We start from the raw sequence: 19861 nt of genomic DNA, 5'->3' as shown, positions 1-19861 counted from the left end.
CGTTTTATGAATTATTTTAAATGTCTGCCACCATCAACAGCATAACTTCGACCCGTTACATAATGGCTGCCCAGTAGGTAGTCGACCAAAGAAATGATTTCGGCATTACCGGCTTCTTTGGGCAATATGGCTTTAGCCAATGCTTTGGCTTTGTATGCCTCGCCGTCATCTTCATTAAATAAAATCATCGCTGGGGCAATGGAGTTCACTTTGACATGCGGTGCTAACAAGCTAGCAAATGAGAGTGTCATGTTATGAAGTGCAGCTTTACTGGCAGCGTAGGCGATATGCTTTTTACTGCCCCTTTCGGCAACAAAGTCGGTAATGTGAATAATGTTGCTGGCACCAATACTGTCGTCATGGGTTTTAGCTGCATTAATCAATAATGGTGCTAAAGCAAGATTGATTTGATACGGCGCTGAAACATGAATTTGCATCATTCTCGCCATGGTATCGGCGGGGCTTAAACCGCTGTTGTCGGGTAACCAGTCAGACGCATTATGAATAATGGTATCGAGGCTATCGTGATGTTGATTGATATGATTGACGAGTGCATCAATGGCAGTGGGATCGGTTAAGTCACATGAGTGCAAGCTTGCACCCAACTTACCAAGCTGTTCAATGCTGTCATAATGGGTGCGATAGGTGCCAATGACCTGATGACCTTGGGCCAAATAATATTTAGCCAGTGCATAGCCTATACGTTTACCTACACCAGTGATCAGTATTGTACGTTCCATAATGCTCTCTTTATTGTTAGCTCAATACATTGAGCCTTTATCATAATTAAATTAGATGGTTATCTCAAAGCAAACCATTCGAATCTGACTAAAAGCCATCCTACCGTCTAATAATGACAATCGATAGTGTGTTCATAAAAAATGACTTCAGTAAGTGAAGTCATTTTTAAAAGCTGTGGTGCGAGCCATTTCGAGTTCAGGCTAGTTATGTCTGAACGTTACGGTAAAAGTTATGTCTAAACGTTATGCTAGACCTTATGCTAGAAATTCGGCTCGGCTAGCGGGATTGGCCTTAAAGCAGCCACCAAGTGCAGTGGTTTGTGTGCTTGATGAGGTGTCCATAATGCCGCGTGATTTTACGCAATAATGAGTCGCGTTAATACTCACGGCTACATCATTAGTCGCCAGTAACGTTTGCAGGGCCACTAAAATCTGCTGAGTTAACCGCTCTTGCACTTGTGGACGCTGAGCAAAAAATCGCACGATACGGTTAATTTTCGATAAACCAATAATATTATCTTTGGGTATATAAGCCACTTTGGCGAAGCCGTCGATGGTAATAAAGTGATGCTCACAGGTACTGACAACACTGATGTTGCTAATTTTTACCATCTCTTCAACACCCATCTTATTATCAATTTGGGTTATTTTAGGAAAATTAGCATAATCGAGGCCCGAGAAAATCTCGTTAACGTACATTTTTGCAATGCGGTGTGGAGTTTCGGCTAAGCTGTCATCGGTTAAATCTAGCCCTAATGTGGATACCACTTCGGTCATTAAGCCTTTAATACGCTGATACTTTTGCTCACTGGTCATATCGTTTGGAATCAGTGGTGTTTCAAGTCCGTGGGCGACTAATGCTTGCTGTACTTTCAATGCTTCTGCAGACAACTCTGCGCGAGTTATGTCATTAATGGTAGTCATAATAACATCCTTAAATAATGATTAGGCTTGGTACTCTAAAGATAACGACACTGAATCGGCGAAACGCAGTGCATGGGGCTTATCGATGGTCACTCTTGCCAGGGTTACACTGGGGTGTTCACGACAAATATCTAATACGTCAGCAACCAGCTTTTCTAATAACAAGAAACGACCTTCTTCGACATGTTGGATCACTTTTTTGGTGATCACTTTGTAGTTTAGTGCGTCGGCAACGTCGTCGGTTTGAAACGATCGATCGGCTGGATAATGGATCTCGATATTGATCACCACATCTTGTTGCTTGTCGCGTTCGTCTTGGTTAAAACCAATAAAGGTCCGCAAACGTAAATTAGTCACGTTAATGATTGCTTGGCTTAATGGCATGATTCAGCCCTTGTGATTTGTTTTTAAACTATACGCCTAGCTGAAATAAAAAGATCATAAACCGAAACGATTTGACTAAAATTTTGAACATACCAACTAAAGTAAACTGGCTTGGCGTTTGGGGCGTACAATAGTTACGATCTGTGTTCAATAAGTGTGTTCAACAAGCATTAGACATAAATGAGGTAAATGATGGAACTAACTATTTTTTACGATGGCACTTGCCCGCTGTGTCTTAATGAAATGAAGCAATTAAAGCGTCATGACAATTTAAACCGCATCGGCCTTGAAGACATTAACGCCGCTGATATTAATCAGCGTTTCCCTGACTTAGATGTCGTAAAAGCTAATACGATGCTACATGGATTACAAGCTGACGGTAGTTGGTTGTATGGCTTAGATGTAACAGCCAAAGCATGGGGTTTAACGGGTAAGCATGGTTGGATAAAATTATTACGTTTGCCGCTCATCAAACCTGTTGCTGACCTCGCGTATTTAGCCTTTGCCCGTAATCGTTACCGTATATCTTATTTGCTTACAGGTAAGAAACGCTGTGATAACGGCAGCTGTAACATCAAATAAGGACAAACAGTATGAGCGATTCAACGACAGAAACAATTATTGTGGTTGGCGCGTCATCATTCATCGCCCAAGCTTTTATTAATCAAACCATATCAGAAAAAGAACACGATTTACCCTTAACCATTATCTCCGTGAGTCGTCAATCTTCACTGATACCGCCTACAATGACACGGCCTACACTTGCAGACAATATGACCCAAAATGTCACTCACCACCATGTTAGCTGTGATTATCAGCAAGCCTCTATCTCAACTTGTATTGCTGAGATGTCATCGATGGTCGGCACCATTACAAAAATCATCATATGTAACGGCATTTTGCATTCTAAAACGACTAATGAACCCACCGATAACGAAAACACAGGCACAACTCATTTGATGCCTGAAAAACGCATTGAAGACATTAATAGTGATGCCCTACAGCAACTATTTTACGCTAACAGTATTGTGCCCATGTTATGGCTAAGCGCCTTAACTGAGTTACTGCTACAGCAACCTAATAAGATCGACAACCCCAAGTGTGTAATCAGTATTTTGAGTGCCCGAGTTGGCAGCATTTCAGACAACCGACTCGGCGGCTGGTATGGCTATCGCGCCTCAAAAGCGGCATTAAATATGCTAATCAAAACCACTGCGGTGGAATATGCCAGACGCCTTAAACGAGTAAAACTCATCGCGTTTCATCCTGGCACTACTGACACACCATTATCAAAACCCTTTCAGGCCAATGTGCCAGCAGGCAAGCTTTTTACCCCAGAATTTGTTGCCAGCCAGCTGTATAACATCATGGTTAATATTGAGCCCAACAGCGAAGCCAGTTACTTAGATTGGCAAGGCAAAGAGATAAGTTGGTAATGGAACATCGATTTGGTCAACACATTCAAATCTGCTAAGTTAATGACACTTTAAATCAACAGTCTAAACGAACAAATTTACGCATTAGAAGATAAACAACAACTTAGTGCTACAGAAACTAAGCAACTGCAACAACTTAAAGAGAAAAAGCTTGAGTCATTGACTAAACGACCAGGTGTACCAAGCAAAGAGATAGCAGCAATAACATTAGAGTTAGAGTCTTTACGTAGTAAAAATTAATGGATTTTTTTAGCGAGTTATAACTGATAAACCAAAAAAAACGCGAAGCCTTGGCTTCGCGTTTTTTAGACCATCGATTTGTTAATTACTTAACAAATTCAACGCCTAATTTGATATCAGCTTTAAGGGTGTCTAACATTGCATCGCGAGCGTTAGCTTCGAATGCGCTGATTTCACCGTAAGGTAATACTTTTTCTACGCCGTTTTTGCCAAGAAGTACTGGCTGGGCGAAGAATGTAGCGTGCTCACTGCCGCCGTCAACATAGGCACATTCGACTACGTTAGCTTCGCCTTGAAGACCACGTACCAATGATAAACCAAAGCGACATGCAGCTTGGCCCATTGATAATGTTGCGCTACCGCCACCGGCTTTAGCTTCAACAACTTCAGTACCTGCGTTTTGAATACGAGTTGTCATTGCTGCCACTTCTTCGTCAGTGAAAGTAACACCTTCAACTTGAGAAAGTAGTGGAAGAATAGTCACACCGCTGTGTCCGCCGATTACGTTAACTTTAACGTCAGCAACTTTTAAGCCTTTAAGCTCAGCGATGAACGTTTCGCTACGAATAACGTCAAGTGTTGTGATACCGAACAAACGGTTTTTATCATATACACCAGCATTTTTTAATACTTCAGCAGCAATCGCAACAGTCGTGTTAACTGGGTTAGTAATAATACCCACTAATGCTTTAGGGCAAGTTACAGCCACTTTTTCCATTAGGTTACGCACGATACCAGCGTTGATGTTGAATAGATCTGAGCGATCCATACCAGGCTTACGCGCAACGCCAGCAGACATTAACACTACGTCAGCACCAACCAATGCATCGGTAGGATCTTGACCGGCAAAACCTTTTACTTCTACGTCTGTTGGGATGTGACTTAAGTCAACCGCAACACCAGGAGTAACAGGAGCGATGTCATAAAGAGACAACTTTGAGCCCGCAGGCAGTTGAGTTTTTAACAGTAAAGCTAGAGCCTGGCCGATACCACCAGCAGCACCCAATACAGCAACTTTCATAATTATCTCCATCAATTTATGCAGTTTGTGACATAGATCTAAATTGTCGTGGCGTCACATTACTGCAAAGTCACAAAAATTTCAATTATACGTTAGTGGAGAGGTATAAATAAGTGAGCGCTAATTCACAGCTTGATGGCAACAAGATGAAACCTATAAGCATTTGTTACAACAGAAATAATCTAAAATGCTTCATAAATCGATGTGTTGGTTATTTTGTAAGCGGTTTAAGGCATACCCTAGAAATTTACGATATTGAATTAAATTCATTTAGGTTTTTTATTCCTCCCTCAAAATAACAATACCAAGTTGATTGAGTCACATTAAGGTGTTTATTCTACCGTGATTGAATTCTGTTACGATATGCCATAATCATGCTTGGCCATGCTTGCTACTACTAAGCAATAAATAGAGTAAAAACGTACACATTTACTGCCGCCGTAAACCAATACATTTTACACATGTCGCGGTATGATATTAACAAAACACCCTATAAAAACGAGAAATTCATGACAATTAGAATAGGCCAACATGCCGACCTAAACGCCCTAGTTCAGTTTAACCAAGCAATGGCAATGGAAACTGAAAATCTATCATTAGACACCGAGCAATTGACTCGCGGTGTTGAAGGACTGCTTACCCATCCTGAACGAGGGGTATATTTAGTGGCAGAAGTTGATGGTGAAATAGCTGGCTCGTTAATGGTCACTTATGAGTGGAGCGACTGGCGCGCAAGTAATTATTATTGGATCCAAAGTGTGTACATACGTCCGCAAAATCGTCGTCAGGGTATTTATGGCAAGCTTTATCAAGCGGTAAAAGACTTAGCGGCAGATAATGGCGGCACGGCAAGTTTTCGTTTGTATGTTGAACATGACAATAAAATTGCCCAAAAAACCTATGAATCTCTGGGTATGGATCAAAGCCATTACTTAATGTATGAAGAAAACACTAAGTAAACGTAAGTTATTATAAGTAATCGTAAATTAAACATAAAAAAGCCGGAACAATCCGGCTTTTTTGTGGTTGTTTTTCAAGGAATCTAAGGCGTTTAATGTAGAATTAGATCAATAACTAGCCTGTTCGCAACGCAAGAATTTTGTTGATATCCAATGGTGCAGTAAATTGGCTAAATGCTTTGTGCTGCTGATCAATCGCATGAATCGACATTCTGTCTGCCAGTTCATTACCTTCAATACCTATGTGTGCTGCAACATGTTGAAGCACGATATCGTCTTTCATTGCATCATATAGCTCATGAGCTTGTTTGATGATCTCCAGATTGGCGATTTCACCGGTTTTTCGAGTCCAGTTTTTGGCTTTCCAACCATATGCCCACTCACAAACACATTTAATCGAATACTGTGAGTCACTCATAATTTGCACGGTTTCACCGGCATCAAGCACTTTTTTTGCCTTAATGAGTGCCTGATGTAGCGCATTGAGTTCGGCGGTATTATTGGTGCCATTAGGGTTATACAAACCAAACCATAACTCGGCTAACTCGCCTTTGCGGTATATCGCCATTCCAGAACCTGCTTTGCCAGGATTAGGTTCGCAACCACCGTCGGTGTATATCACCACATCAAATTGGCTTAGTACCGTTTGATTAGCCGCAAGGGTTTTGGTTGATACTCCAACCCCAGCAGATTTAACGGCTGATGAACCGCTGGCCGTTTTTGCGGGTGCACTTTTGTCTATACTGCTTGCTGGCGATTTAGCAAATGCGGCTTTAGCTTCCGCTTCTGTGGCAAAAGATTTGTATTTAGCTTGCGGGTACTTGTCAACGGAACGCTTGGTGACATCCCAACTGGTAAAAATGCCCGTTTCTCGACCGGCCCATACTACGTAAAACTTCTTTGCCATGATGCGACTCTAATTTCAATAATGCTAACTTCACTGATAACGTGGTTGCATGATGCCATGATTAAACTCGGCTTTGAAACAAAAATGCATGTTGTATGAGACAGTTGCAGTTAACTTGAACATCATAAGCCAATAACTGTAATTTGACTGGCTTTGCTGGGGATCAGTTTAGGCTCATTGGTCCATCGATATTTTGGTAATCGACACGACCAGAACCCGAATTAACAATGGTCAAACCTTTAGTGTTAGCCACATCAATGCCACCAGAACCATCATTTATTTTAACTAATCCGGAGACTTGCTCAACCTTGATTGAACCCGAACCATCGTCAATACTCACATCACCAATAACATTGTTAATACCAATAGACCCTGAGCCATCTTGTAATATGATGCCGCCATTAACGTCAGTAATATTGATAGAACCAGAACCGTCAACAAGTGACAATTTACCCGTTTGATTCAACACGACACTGCCCGAACCATCGGTTAATACCAAGTTACCAATATTATTGATTACAATACTGCCCGACCCATCGATTAGCTCAATATCAGCACTGACATCATCAATTTTAATAGAACCTGAACCGTCTTTAATATTGAGAGCTAACGTTGACGGTACTTTAACCAATAAATCGATAAAAGGTGACTCACCAAAAAATTGGTCACTGTGTATTTCTGATAGCAAATAGCCTTTGTCACCTTTGCGAGTCAAACTGAGTTTAATTTCTATATCATCTTGATCTAATGACGGGGTATAGATGTCGGCATGTACTTCGACTTCTTTTAGACCTTCAACACCGACGACAGTTAACTTACCAGCCCCTGTTTTGGCGACTAATTCGGTTAATGAATCCGTATCAAGCTTCAATTGCTGTTGTACTAAGTTAAGATCTGGATGAGCTTGATCAGACTGTTGCGATAATGAAAATACTGACTCTGCTTCACTATGCGAAGCACCAAATATTGTCGCACCTAAAATAAGCCCTACCGTGACACTAATGGTTGCGATACGAATAGACATTAGATTAATTCCCTTTATGAGGATAAAAATAAGCTTAGCTCACTAAACAATTTTTATTAACAAGGTTAACTGATGTTTGTATGAGTTAGCGGTAATTAACCATCAAGTAGCATTTTTCATACCAACTAAACAAATTAATACTTTACAACAGCTTAGAGTTATCACTAATAAAAGTAACTCAGCCATTAAACCAAAAAGGATTAAAATCCCATACAATGTGGTTAACTTCACCACTGTTATTATTACCGTGATCATTACAGTTAACTAAAACAACAAAGAAAATAGCCCTATGTCGACGTCTCCAGCAATACCAAACACTTTAGTTATCATTGTGGGTTCAACCAACCCAGTAAAAATAAGTGCAGCACAACACGCCATTGAACAATACTTCCCAGATGTTCAAATACGTTGTAGTGGCATGCATGCCCCCTCATTAGTGGCAGACCAACCCATGACCGAAGCAGAAACAAAACTGGGGGCTATCAACCGTGCTCAATTTTGCCAAGCTAATGCAACAAGCCTAAATCAACATGCTGATTTTTATGTGGCAATGGAAGGCGGTGTTGACCAGTTTGATAACGGACCAGCCACCTTTGCTTATATGGCCATTATCCATAACAACACATTATCAGTCGGCCGCAGTGCTAATTTACCTTTGCCACAGAAAGTGTTTAACGCCTTGCAAGCTGGCGAAGAACTTGGCCACGTGATGGATCGTTTGTTTAACACCCATAATATAAAACAAAAAGGCGGCGCTATCGGTTTGTTAACCCGAGGTTTAGCCACCCGAGAAAGTATTTATACCCAAGCGTTAGTGCTGGCAATGGCGCCTTTTATCAATATGGAGTTTTTTAATGACTGATAATCATCCAGTAAATGCCACTAACGCTAACATGCATCCAAGCGTGATCCGCGAGCTACTAGCCCAAGACAATGCCGCATTAGCAGCCGTTATTCGTGAAGTGTCAGCAGAATACGGCTTAACCCCAGACAAAGGCTTTAGCGTAGCAGACACAACCCTCGACTGTTTAAGCGAGGTATATCAAGCTGAAGGCTCACAATACTGGGTGATTGAATACCAAGGTAAAGTGGTTGGCGGCGCAGGTATTGCGCCATTAGCAGAAAATGATGGCGTGTGTGAACTACAGAAAATGTATTTTGCCCGCACTATTCGGGGCAAAGGTATGGCCAAGGCTATAACACGACAATGTATTGAGTTTGCCCAACAGCAAGGCTATCAATCGATGTATTTAGAAACCACCGCCATATTGGTTGAAGCCCTGGGATTATATGAAAAATTGGGCTTTATCCACTGTGAGCATTTAGGCGAAACTGGTCACGATGCCTGCGAAATCGCGATGATAAAAACCTTGTAGAATCACCGCTAGAATAATGGGGAGAGCTTAGTTCCCCCCATTAATCAGTGTCATTTTGGTTGACTATATCCCACATATACTCAAAGGTAACGCGTTGTCATCAATAACTTTGAGTTGTGAGTAGGCACTAATAATTTGTTGATAAACATCGGGGTATTTTAACTTTATCAAACCCATTCGACGTAAATGAAACTCATCGATTTTAGGTTGATAGCGCATTAACAAATCCACTTTTTCAACGGCATCTTCTGGCTTAAATTGCCAAGGTTCAATACTTAATGCCACATGTAAGGGATCGAGCCCTTTACTCAATAGTGGTTCAGTACTGCGGCCTTTAAAGGGAAGTTTCTGATCAACAATATAGGTAATATTAATCAAATTACCGTTGATAACTGCATAATAAAGTAAGGTTTTACCGCGATTATCCTGTTCATATAAATCATAGCCTGAGTCATCCAATCCACTTAAAAACTTAGGACTAAACATATGAGAATTAAAGTCGTAGTACTGGATGGGATCCACATATAACTCGCTATTCAATAACTCATCATAAAAATAGCTATCGAATTCTAATGCTTGGGTAAAAAGCAAATTCTTATTCGCATCTGTTAATGGCAAGGTTAATACCGCATCAATGAAACCATTGATATTACCATCGTCAAGTAATCTAAATTGTTGATTTAAGTTCGGAATATACCTTTGTGGACGTTGATAAGGTGTCACTCGAGTGATTAGACAATCGACTAAGCTCGGATCGATTTTAGCGAGTTGGTTGATGGTTTGTTGGGGATCTAGTAAGTAATCTTTTTCGGCTTGATCAAGCAAAGAGGCTGAACTTTTGGGTTGCCACTGCTGATTAATATGATTCACTGTAGTACGACATTGAGATAATACATTACCTAAGTCTGTAACGTTTAACTCTTGTTCGGAAAAAGCCAACTGTTGTGCTTGCAAAGCTTGTAATAGCGGATGGTCTTCAGCGATACGAGGAAGCGTTTTCCCCTCAATACTTAGTAAGTCGAGCCCGTATAGTTGCAGTAAGGACTCAATTTTTTCCGCTTCAAATTGATAATAATTTTTTGGAAAAAAACCCTCAACTAATGTTCGGTCTTGTTGGTTAAAACGCGCATTCACTTGGCGAGCTTGTAGCATTTTTATCATTTCGATCGCTGCTGTCTGATGGTTTGGTTTATAAGTTAATCCACTTAATGCCCATTCCATTGATGATGCCAAATAACTATCTTGTGTTGGTTCCACACCACGCTCTAGTAGATATTTCACGACATCGATTCGAGAACCATATATGGCATAGTCGAGAATTGAAACAGTATCGAGTTCTTCAAATCCAACAATCGCATTTAGGCCATTGATATGATCAAGTATGATAATCATCATTTGATCTGAAACGTGTTTATCTAACATCAACGCGGCAGCATCATCTATAGTAGGTGTTACGTTGTCAAAAAGGGCTTTTTGTTGCTCTAGTGATAGGTTCGAAATATTTTCAAATTCTGGTAATGGTACTTTTCTTGTCACTGTTGCTTCACGAAAAAACTCATCATTTAAATCTACGCCTTGATTGACAAGATCTTGATGCAATAGTTGAGTATACTTTTGGTTGAATTGCACTAATTCGGAATTTTTCCGTAGTTGTGTCACTTTAAAATTTACTGCAGCGTACTCGCTTGATAGTTTTTCGACGACTAGCGTGACTTCGTCGAGACTGTATTCATTGAGATATTTGTCCCAGCCAAGGTAATTATCACTAGCCCAATCACCACTTTGTTTATCATTATTTTGTAGTAGTGTTTTGCAAACAGCATAATTGTTAGTCGGAATAACTTTAACATCGGTTTCGAGAGAGGGCCCTGGAAGATTTTGAATTTGATTACCTAGTGTTTTACTGGGCTGAGATGGTGAAGATGCAATCGGATCGGTTAACTGTTGGTTGAAATAAAACCAACCAGTCAAAGCCACAAATAAAATGACTACTAGTACTATCCACACTCGAAACTTCATAACAATCCTTTGATAACAACTCCATTGGCGAAAACATATCATAATTAAAGAAGATAACCTCATTAACATGTGATTCTGAATATTTTTTAAGCAGTCTTACTTCGACGCAGCTATAGCGCTTTGCAATAACCCAAAAGCTTGGTAGCCTCAAATTAAGCACATTCCATAGGAGGATCATAATGGAATATCAACGTATCGCGCATTCTAGCCTTGAGGTGAGTAAAATCTGCCTCGGCACCATGACTTGGGGTGAACAAAATACTCAAGCCGAAGCTTTTGCTCAACTCGATTATGCTATTGGTCAAGGCGTTAACTTTATTGATACTGCTGAAATGTACCCTGTTCCACCTAAAGCAGAAACCCAAGGTGAAACCGAACGCATTATTGGTAACTACCTCAAAGCACAAGGTAATCGCGACAATTTAGTGATTGCCACTAAAGTGGCTGCCCCTGGTGGTAAAGGTGATTACATCCGTAAAGATATGGCTCTCGATTGGCGCAACATCCATCAAGCAGTTGATGACTCATTAGCGCGCTTACAAATCGATACTATCGATTTGTATCAAATACATTGGCCGGATAGAAAAACCAATTTCTTCGGCGAAATGATGTATGAACATGACGAAGCTGAACATTACACTCCTATTTTAGACACTCTTGAAGCCTTAGCAGAAATCATTAAGCAAGGTAAAGTACGTTATATCGGCATTTCTAATGAAACCCCTTGGGGCTTTATGAAATATCTAAAATTAGCCGAAAAGCACGATTTGCCGCGTATTATCAGTGTGCAAAATCCTTACAACTTGCTGAATCGCAGCTACGAAATCGCCATGTCTGAAATCAGTTATCGTGAAGATGTGCCGTTATTAGCTTATTCGCCGTTAGCCTTTGGTGCTTTAACCGGTAAATACGAAAATAATCAGTGGCCTGAAGGCGCGCGTTTAACGGTATTTAAACGTTTTGCCCGCTACAATAGTACCCCAATGGCACTGGAAGCGACGCAAGCTTATATCGATTTGGCCCGTGAGTTTGGTTTATCTCCCACCGAAATGGCCCTAGCGTTTGTAAATAGCCGCAAATTTGTCGCCGCTAACATTATTGGTGCCACCGATTTACGTCAGTTAAAGCAAAACATCGACAGTCATAAAGTCAGCTTATCTGCTGAGTTGATGGGCAGAATTAACGAGTTATCGGCGTTATATCGTTTCCCTTGTCCGTAAGCTCACGTCATTAGGCTTATTGCCACAAAGCCTTGCATTAGGCATCAAGATCACTGAAGATCTTGATGCCTTTTCTTTTTAATACAGAAACCCTTATTTATGAAGCCTGCATCGTCATTATCGTCTGCTGTTTTATTTGATCATCAAGCATTGCGCGATCAATTCCCGGCGCTTAAACAGACCATTGGCGATCATCCTCTGTGTTACTTAGACACCGCAGCCACTAGCCAAAAACCGCAAGCGGTGATTGATGCGATGACCGAGTACTACCAACTCAACAACGCCAATGTGCACCGTGCGGCGCATCAATTATCAGCAAGGGCAACTCAGCAATATGAAGCGGTTAGGCAACAAGTGGCTGAATTTATCCACGCCCAGCGTCAAGACGAAATCATTTTTACCCACGGCACCACAGAATCGATCAACATGGTGGCCTACGGACTGACTTCACAGATAAAGCCAAATGATGTGATATTAATTGATACTGCAGCCCACCACGCCAATATTGTTCCTTGGCAGGAACTGGCAAAGCGTACCGGTGCGGTGATCAAACCGATCCCGTTAACGTCAGATGCACAGCTAGATATCGCCGCTTTTGAGCAGCTATTAACCCTTAAACCTAAAGTGGTCGCCCTATGCCATGTGTCAAATGCATTAGGCACATTAAACCCAGTCAATGAGCTAATCGCAAAAGCCAAAGCCGTCGGCGCGCTAACCTTGGTTGATGGCGCTCAGGCCATTGCCCATTTACCTGTTGATGCGCAACAAATTGATTGTGACTTTTATGTGTTTTCAGGCCATAAAATGTATGGGCCAACAGGGGTGGGAATTTTATATGGTCGATATACAGAGCTCGATAAATTAACCCCAATGCTCACTGGCGGCGAGATGATCAAAACCGTGAGTTTTGAGCAGACTGAGTTTGGTGCGTTACCTAATCGCCTTGAAGCTGGCACACCCGCTATAGCTGAAGTTATTGGCCTAGGGGCAGCAATTCATTTTTTACAACAATTGCCCCGCGAACAACTGCTCGCCCATGAACAACAATTGATCCACTACTTACAACAGCAACTGCAACAACTTGGCGCTATTGAGTTGTATGGTATTGCCAAGGATAATCACGGCGAACAGAAGCTCTTAACTGAGAATCACAGCCATAATGTTGGCGCAGTCGCGTTCAATCTACAAGGTGAACATCACCAAGATGTAGGAATTTTACTCGACCAACAAGCTGTGGCCGTTCGTTGTGGTCATCATTGCGCTATGCCGCTGATGACCAGTCTTAATTTAAGCGGCTGTTGCCGTGCGTCTATTGGCATCTATACTAATAAGCAAGATGTTGATCAATTTATTCATGCACTTAATACTGTAAAAGAGTTATTGTTATAGTGTTAAGGTACAACACGCGGCTCCTGATGTATCTTTTCTCTACAACCGAGGTTAATTGAATTACCATGTTAAACCCAAGCACTACACCTTCACCGCAGTTATTTTCGCCTTTATCGGATGAATTAGTTGAAGCCGTTAACCTCATTGAGCAAGCTAATAACTGGCAAGATAAATACCGCCAGATAATGTTATTAGGAAAGCTATTACCGCCACTCGAAGCAGAATTTAAACAGACAGATGCACAAGTTAAAGGCTGTGAAAGCCAAGCATGGTTGTACCATTACACACTAAATGGCCAACACTTTTATCTGGCTGATAGCGATGCCCGTATTGTAAAAGGCTTAATTGGATTGTTACTGGTCGCCTGCCAAGGTAAAACCACCGAGCAAATACAGCAATTTGATGTAACACAGCATTTTGATCGTCTCGGATTAAGTGGCCAATTAAGTCCATCTCGTACCAATGGTTTAACTGCGTTAGCGCAAGCCATCGTTACCTATACACAAAATGTTGGTACCTGAAACACCTGCCAACACTAAGGAATAATAATGACTCAAAAAGTCTGTAACCAAGCTCGCCGTCATATATTAAAAGGCCTTGGAGCAGCCACATTATTAAGCCCTTTAAGCTCATTTCCTACTTGGGCCGCTAAGCCACGTCGACTATACATCGATGGGTTATCGTTTTTACCAACCGACATCAATGATGTTAAAACCTCAAAGCTCGACGCCTTTATCGCCGATATCTCAGCAATAGAAACCATTGAACAAGCCGATGGCACTAAAAACTATAAACGCACTTATCAAGCCTGCATCAACAGCATCACCCAAGCGGCTAATTCAGTAAAAGCCAATCCAGACGTGTATCTACAAGGGCTTACGGGCACAGATATTAGTAAGGCGAGAGCTCAACAACAAACCGCGGTGTTTTTTCAAATTCAAGGCGCTGATTGTGTAGAAAATGACGGTTTAAGCAACCAGTGGCAGCAGTTAGATAATCTACATCAACAAGGTTTACGTGTTTTGCAGCTAACACACCATTATGGTAATCGTTATGCCGGTGGTGCATTAGATAATAATGGCTTAAATAGTTTGAATACTCCATTAACCGCCGCTGGGCGCGAGCTCATAACAGAGCTTAATCGGAAAAACATTCTTATTGATGTTAGTCACTCAAGCCCCCAAACAGCCCTTGATGCAGTTAAAACCAGCCAGTCTCCTGTAGTGCAAAGCCATGGTGCTGCGCGCGCAATTGTAAACAATGCCCGTTGCTCACCCGATGAAGTCATCCGTGCCATTGGCGATAACGGCGGAGTATTTGGGGTGTTTATGATGAGCTTTTGGCTCACCAACAAGCCAATTCCAACGATAGAAGACTACATCAACCAACTCGCTTATATTGCTAAAGTGGGCGGCGTTGATTGCGTAGCAATCGCCAATGACTTCCCACTTCGTGGTCAAGAAAACCTATTAGCGTTAGATAACAATAATAGCGAAGGGATAAAAGAATATCTCGAATGGTGGCACAGCTTAGAAGACAAAAATGTATTAGGTTTTGACGTTGAACCAAAACATGTGGTGATCCCTGAACTCAACAATATCGACCGCATGAGCCGCATCGACGATGCCTTGAAAAAAGCTCGTTTCAAAGCCACAGATCGCGATCGTTTTATGGGTGAAAACTGGCAGCGCGTATTGAAGCATGTATTACTGTAAAGCTTATCTAAACTAAACCGTTCTGGTTTATTTAGCCCCATAGCAAATCATTTTAGGCTTTGCCATAGTTAGCTTTTAATTAAACATACAGTTAATAGAAGCGCTATGACAAGCAAAAAACCACTATATTGAGCAACGACACAAGATATTGTCAGTGCCATTATATGGAGAACATTTACGCTAGTGTTAAGGTACTTAAGTACTAAGCCAATGATATTCATCCCTTTGTAATACCAATACTCAGGCTTTCAATAATATTTACCCTCTACCGACTTCTCAACCTTCAGATAGTATGATGACGTTGGAACTGTGGTATATGAGTTCCAGCAGTTACTCATGGCTTTACGCTAATTCAATTAACCTGAAAATAGTTTTATGCAGCGATTAATAAATAGTTTTCATCAATTAACTATAGATTTTTATGTTTAATAGGTGATAGGTATCAAATTTTAGCAATAAGAAGACTCAGATTTTATACATATTTGTATTTTCATGCCACAGGCAACAGTTTCTTTGTTATCGCTCATTTACGCTATGATTTATAAACTAATTTAGTGCGTAAGCCAATCATGATGACTCACTTAAAGACTCATGCCATTGACTGTATTTTTAAGATTAAGGGCAACTCATGAAAAAATTTCTTTCTACCTCAAGGTTAAACCTTGCCACAAACAGCCTTGACTGGGTGATGGGTCAAACCATAAGACAATCATTAAGCTTAAAAGATGCTGTCGCACTTGATGAATTAGAGCAACTTAGTGTGCCAGAAAAGCCTATTGAAACGCTTTATATTCATATTCCTTTTTGCCATACATTGTGCCGCTTTTGCTCATTTCATAAAATTAAATTTAATGAAGGTGTCGCCAAAGAATATTTCAAAGCATTAAGGCAAGAAATTCGTCAAGTCATAGCCCAAGGTTTTCGATTTAATCGGGTGTATATCGGTGGCGGAACCACCACGATCTTAGAAGATGAATTAATCAAAACTATTGAAATGATTAAGTCATTAACATCAATACGTGAAGTGTCATGTGAAAGCGATCCGATTTATTTTAAAGAAGGTAACCCTCATTTACTCAAAGGCTTGGTCGACCGCATGTCGATTGGAATACAAAGCTTTGATGATAGGATTTTAAAAGCCAGCGGTCGTTTTGAAAAATTTGGTAGCGGCTTGCAACAAGCTGAATACGTTAGCCACGCAATTGATATTATACCTACGGTTAATTTAGACATGATGTATGGCTTTAAAATCCAAACACCTGAAACCGTTGCCAGCGACTTAGCCCAAACTATTCGTTTAAATCCAGATCAAATTACCACTTATCCATTAACGATAGGTATTGGTAAAAATCGAAAAAAAGCGGGTGGACTGGCAGGCCGTCCAGAAGACTTATGGCCACAATTTTTAGCGGTAAAAGAAGCCATGAAAGAGCGTTATATTATGGAGTTCCCATGGACCTTCAGCCGCAATTTCGGTCAACCTGTTGAAAATAAATATGTACTTGATGGCGAAGACTGCTTTGGCGTAGGTTCTGGCGCATTCGGCCGCTTTGGTGAGCAATTTAGAATATCCAGTTTTGATATTCCAGATTATATCAACCGTATCAATACTGGGCACTCTGGTACTTGTTATACCAAACCATTACAAAATAAATCACTTTCACAGCATCATTTAATGATGATGATGGGTCACGGCTTATTGGATAACCAACAGTTTAAAGCCCATACAGGCAAGTCTTTGTGGCAAGCATTCCCATTAGAAATGAGCTACTTAATTTCTGCAGGAGCCCTCAATAAACAAGGTAATAATTATACCACTACCGTTGCTGGTCAGTTTATTGCCTTAAAAATGTTCTCAGGCTTTTTGGCTGGAATGGATTATCTACGCGAACAGGCTAGAGACTTGCCGTTAAACACAATAGACACGTCAGCAAGCGCATAGAGAAATGAAAATGTATTGCTTCGTTAATTATTATATCGCTTTCAGTTGTTACCTAGCGCTAACATGTTGGGTAAAATTGATTTAATTCGACGGCATTATGACAGCGTTTAATTCTCAATAAATTTGATCAAAAAGGGCTGATATTTCAGCCCTTTTTTATGGTGTCAATTTAAATTCCTGCACCAGCAATTTGTCTTGGTGGATTGAGCACTTCAATGGCTTTTAAATACGCCAACAATCCATTCACTTGAGTGGCTAAATCACCTTTACTGGTATCAATGGTTAACTCAGCAGATTCAGGCACTTCGTAAGGCGATGAAATGCCCGTAAAGTTGGTGATTTCACCATTACGCGCTTTAACATACAGACCTTTTGGGTCTCTCGATTCACACACGCTCAACGGTGTAGAGACATGCACTTCAACAAATTGCCCTTGTGGGAATAATGCCCGGACACGATCACGTTCTTCACGGGTTGGTGAGATAAATGCTGACAGCACCACTAAGCCAGAATCAACCATCAACTTAGCCACTTCACCGACTCGACGTAAATTCTCATCGCGATCTTCAAGGCTAAAGCCCAAGTCTTTACACAAACCATGACGAACATTATCACCATCGAGCAAATAGGTATGAAAACCATACTCGAATAACGCCCGTTCTAATGCGCCAGCAAGGGTTGATTTACCCGAACCAGATAACCCTGTAAACCACAACAACACTGGGTTTTGGCCTTTTTGGGCTCCACGGGCAGCTTGGTCAATGGCATGTTGATGCCAAACAATATTACTCATCACTACTCCTATCTAGTGGCGGTTACGCCATACTCAAATTCATTTTTAAAACGGGAAGAAATACGGAATTGAAAAAATAACCACGAATGAATACACGATGGATAACGGTAAACCTAAACGCACAAAATCGCTTAATTTATAATTACCGGCATTAAATACCATTAGATTAGTTTGATAACCGTAAGGTGAAATAAAGCTCGCGCTGGCACCAAATACTACCGCCATAATAAACGGACGAGGATCAACGCCAAAACTCGTGGCTACAGCATAAGCAACCGGGAATGCCAGTGCTGCAGCAGCGTTGTTGGTTATCAACTCGGTAACAACCAAAGTAATTAGGTAAATGCCAACAAAAGCGGCAAACACACCGTAACCACTAAACACACTTAATAAGGTTTGCGCCATTATGTCTGCGAGGCCTGTTGTGACCATTAAGTTAGCTAAGCCTAAAGCACTGCCCACAATCACCACCAATTCCAGCGGAAAACGACGTTTAAGCTCACTTAAGGTTATTGCGCCAATTGCCACATAGCTGAGTAACAATAAAACTAATCCCTTAGCTAACGGTAATACATCAAAAATACTCGCCACAATGGTTAATGCAAACCCAACAAGGACCCAAATACCGCGCTTTTCATCTAAGCGGACACTTAACTCTAAACCGCTGACGGCTGCAAAGTCGCTGGTTAAATTAGGGCACTTAGAAAAACGATCGCCAGGCGTGAGCAGTAACACATCACCAGGTTGTAAGATCACATCCCCCAATCCGCCTTTTAATCGCAGATTACCTCGACGAATTGCCATCACGGCAGCATCAAACATTTCACGAAAACGTGAATCTTTTAAGGTTGTTCCCACTAAGCTCGATGATGGCGCTAACACGGCTTCGACCAAGTTTTGCCCTTTAGCATGTTGCTTTCCAAACCATTCTAAACCATCAAACTGATGCAATAACTCAACCGACTCAACTGAACCGCTGAAACGTAATACGTCATCAGCTTGCAGCACCATTTGCGGTGGCACAGGACAAATACGAATGCCACTACGCTCCAACTCAACTAAATAGAGTTTTTTAAGTGCACGCAAACGGTTATCTATTACGCTTTTGCCAGCTAAGGCCGACGTTTTGGATATATGAGCTTCCAGTAAGTAAGGTAAAGTCTCATCTTCGGACTCTTCACGCCTATCGGGTAAAAAGTTGGCCATAATGGTTAACACCAATAAACCACTTATTACCACTAATAAACCAACTTGTGAAAACTCAAAAAAACCCAAAGGTTCAAGGCCTGCATTTTCAACAAATGAGTTAACAATTAAACTGGTAGAGGTACCAATTAAGGTTAATGTACCACCTAGAATTGCGGCATAGTTTAATGGCAGCAATAACTTAGAAGGCGCATGTGCTTGATTGCGACGTACCACACCAATTAACGAGGCCACTACCGCTGTGTTATTGGTAAACGATGATAATAACGCCGTCGATACACCTAATTTAGCCAAGGTTGAAAATAACGATCCTTTACCTATCACTTGGCTTAATTTTCCCAATAATGAGGTTTTCTCGAGTGCCGTGGCGGCCAGCACCAACAGCACTAAGGTAATTAAACCGTTATTGGTAAAGCTACTCAGGCTAGCACTTAAATCCACTAACCCGAGCATGTAACATAATAATGAAGCGAAAAAAAACATGGCAGCCGGTGTTGCAAGCCCAGCAAGAAGCCCACCGACCAGTGCTAACAAAATAATCGCTAACAACCATATTTCGCTCATTA

At 41.2% G+C, this 19861-nt stretch carries 19 protein-coding genes; 10 read left to right on the top strand and 9 right to left on the bottom strand.

Annotated elements, in window-relative coordinates:
- Window positions 1-11: 11 nt before the first annotated feature.
- The 3 genes from folM to folX all read right to left on the bottom strand — a co-directional run bounded on the left by folM (window position 12) and on the right by folX (window position 2048).
- Window positions 12-740, bottom strand: coding sequence for a dihydromonapterin reductase (folM, locus tag ABIS04_RS03415; protein ID WP_350432614.1), 729 nt, complete (start codon window positions 738-740; stop codon window positions 12-14).
- A 255-nt stretch (window positions 741-995) separates the two neighbouring features.
- A complete protein-coding gene (folE, locus tag ABIS04_RS03410) occupies window positions 996-1664 on the bottom strand; it encodes a GTP cyclohydrolase I FolE (RefSeq protein ID WP_140233381.1) in 669 nt (222 codons plus the stop codon).
- Window positions 1665-1685: 21 nt separating this feature from the next.
- Complete coding sequence (gene folX / locus ABIS04_RS03405) at window positions 1686-2048, bottom strand: dihydroneopterin triphosphate 2'-epimerase (protein WP_350432613.1); 363 nt, start codon at window positions 2046-2048, stop codon at window positions 1686-1688.
- 192 nt (window positions 2049-2240) lie between these two features.
- Here folX and ABIS04_RS03400 point away from each other — a divergent pair, with 192 nt between their 5' ends.
- Together ABIS04_RS03400 and ABIS04_RS03395 are read left to right on the top strand one after the other, a co-directional pair.
- On the top strand, window positions 2241-2630 hold the full coding sequence (locus tag ABIS04_RS03400) for a DUF393 domain-containing protein (RefSeq protein ID WP_350433377.1): 390 nt from the start codon (window positions 2241-2243) through the stop codon (window positions 2628-2630).
- Between the two features lie 11 nt (window positions 2631-2641).
- Complete coding sequence (locus ABIS04_RS03395) at window positions 2642-3484, top strand: SDR family NAD(P)-dependent oxidoreductase (protein ID WP_350432612.1); 843 nt, start codon at window positions 2642-2644, stop codon at window positions 3482-3484.
- Between the two features lie 325 nt (window positions 3485-3809).
- Here ABIS04_RS03395 and mdh read toward each other — a convergent pair whose 3' ends face one another.
- Window positions 3810-4745: a malate dehydrogenase gene (gene mdh, locus ABIS04_RS03390; RefSeq protein ID WP_137222856.1), complete on the bottom strand. Its 936-nt coding sequence runs from the start codon at window positions 4743-4745 to the stop codon at window positions 3810-3812.
- A 509-nt stretch (window positions 4746-5254) separates the two neighbouring features.
- On the opposite strand from mdh, the gene ABIS04_RS03385 reads away from it, so the two are divergent.
- Window positions 5255-5704: a GNAT family N-acetyltransferase gene (locus ABIS04_RS03385; protein WP_350432611.1), complete on the top strand. Its 450-nt coding sequence runs from the start codon at window positions 5255-5257 to the stop codon at window positions 5702-5704.
- Between the two features lie 115 nt (window positions 5705-5819).
- On the opposite strand, the gene ABIS04_RS03380 is transcribed toward ABIS04_RS03385, so the two are convergent.
- The gene (locus ABIS04_RS03380) at window positions 5820-6611 is read right to left on the bottom strand and encodes a ribonuclease H family protein (protein ID WP_350432610.1); all 792 of its coding nucleotides are present in this window, start codon (window positions 6609-6611) and stop codon (window positions 5820-5822) included.
- A gap of 163 nt (window positions 6612-6774) precedes the next feature.
- Window positions 6775-7635 carry a hypothetical protein gene (locus ABIS04_RS03375; RefSeq protein ID WP_350432609.1) on the bottom strand — a complete coding sequence of 287 codons (861 nt, stop codon included), beginning with the start codon at window positions 7633-7635 and terminating at the stop codon, window positions 6775-6777.
- Window positions 7636-7924: 289 nt separating this feature from the next.
- Here ABIS04_RS03375 and yjjX point away from each other — a divergent pair, with 289 nt between their 5' ends.
- Both yjjX and ABIS04_RS03365 read left to right on the top strand, forming a co-directional pair.
- Window positions 7925-8497: an inosine/xanthosine triphosphatase gene (gene yjjX / locus ABIS04_RS03370; RefSeq protein WP_350432608.1), complete on the top strand. Its 573-nt coding sequence runs from the start codon at window positions 7925-7927 to the stop codon at window positions 8495-8497.
- Entirely contained in the window at window positions 8490-9011 is a 522-nt protein-coding gene (locus ABIS04_RS03365; protein WP_140233375.1) for a GNAT family N-acetyltransferase, read from the top strand. Before yjjX ends, ABIS04_RS03365 begins: the two co-directional genes overlap by 8 nt.
- A 63-nt stretch (window positions 9012-9074) precedes the next feature.
- Here the strand turns inward: ABIS04_RS03365 and ABIS04_RS03360 are convergent, their stop codons facing one another.
- Entirely contained in the window at window positions 9075-11030 is a 1956-nt protein-coding gene (locus ABIS04_RS03360) for a hypothetical protein (RefSeq protein ID WP_350432607.1), read from the bottom strand.
- A 179-nt stretch (window positions 11031-11209) separates the two neighbouring features.
- Here ABIS04_RS03360 and ABIS04_RS03355 point away from each other — a divergent pair, with 179 nt between their 5' ends.
- The 5 genes from ABIS04_RS03355 (at window position 11210) to ABIS04_RS03335 (ending at window position 17296) form a co-directional block, all read left to right on the top strand.
- Window positions 11210-12250 (top strand): NADP(H)-dependent aldo-keto reductase, encoded by a 1041-nt coding sequence (locus tag ABIS04_RS03355; RefSeq protein ID WP_350432606.1) that lies wholly within the window; start codon window positions 11210-11212, stop codon window positions 12248-12250.
- 99 nt (window positions 12251-12349) lie between these two features.
- Window positions 12350-13639: a cysteine desulfurase gene (locus ABIS04_RS03350; RefSeq protein WP_350432605.1), complete on the top strand. Its 1290-nt coding sequence runs from the start codon at window positions 12350-12352 to the stop codon at window positions 13637-13639.
- Between the two features lie 65 nt (window positions 13640-13704).
- The gene (locus ABIS04_RS03345; RefSeq protein WP_350432604.1) at window positions 13705-14160 is read left to right on the top strand and encodes a SufE family protein; all 456 of its coding nucleotides are present in this window, start codon (window positions 13705-13707) and stop codon (window positions 14158-14160) included.
- A gap of 27 nt (window positions 14161-14187) precedes the next feature.
- Window positions 14188-15354, top strand: coding sequence for a membrane dipeptidase (locus tag ABIS04_RS03340; RefSeq protein WP_350432603.1), 1167 nt, complete (start codon window positions 14188-14190; stop codon window positions 15352-15354).
- A gap of 628 nt (window positions 15355-15982) precedes the next feature.
- Window positions 15983-17296 (top strand): coproporphyrinogen III oxidase family protein, encoded by a 1314-nt coding sequence (locus ABIS04_RS03335; protein ID WP_137222883.1) that lies wholly within the window; start codon window positions 15983-15985, stop codon window positions 17294-17296.
- Between the two features lie 169 nt (window positions 17297-17465).
- Here the strand turns inward: ABIS04_RS03335 and cysC are convergent, their stop codons facing one another.
- Both cysC and ABIS04_RS03325 read right to left on the bottom strand, forming a co-directional pair.
- A complete protein-coding gene (gene cysC / locus ABIS04_RS03330; protein ID WP_350432602.1) occupies window positions 17466-18089 on the bottom strand; it encodes an adenylyl-sulfate kinase in 624 nt (207 codons plus the stop codon).
- 45 nt (window positions 18090-18134) lie between these two features.
- Entirely contained in the window at window positions 18135-19859 is a 1725-nt protein-coding gene (locus tag ABIS04_RS03325; RefSeq protein ID WP_350432601.1) for an SLC13 family permease, read from the bottom strand.
- Between the last annotated feature and the right edge of the window lie 2 nt (window positions 19860-19861).

Origin of the sequence: Shewanella sp. H8, from assembly GCF_040285065.1 — a bacterium.
Lineage (GTDB): Bacteria > Pseudomonadota > Gammaproteobacteria > Enterobacterales > Shewanellaceae > Shewanella > Shewanella polaris.
This window is presented reverse-complemented; position numbering and strand designations above follow the sequence as displayed.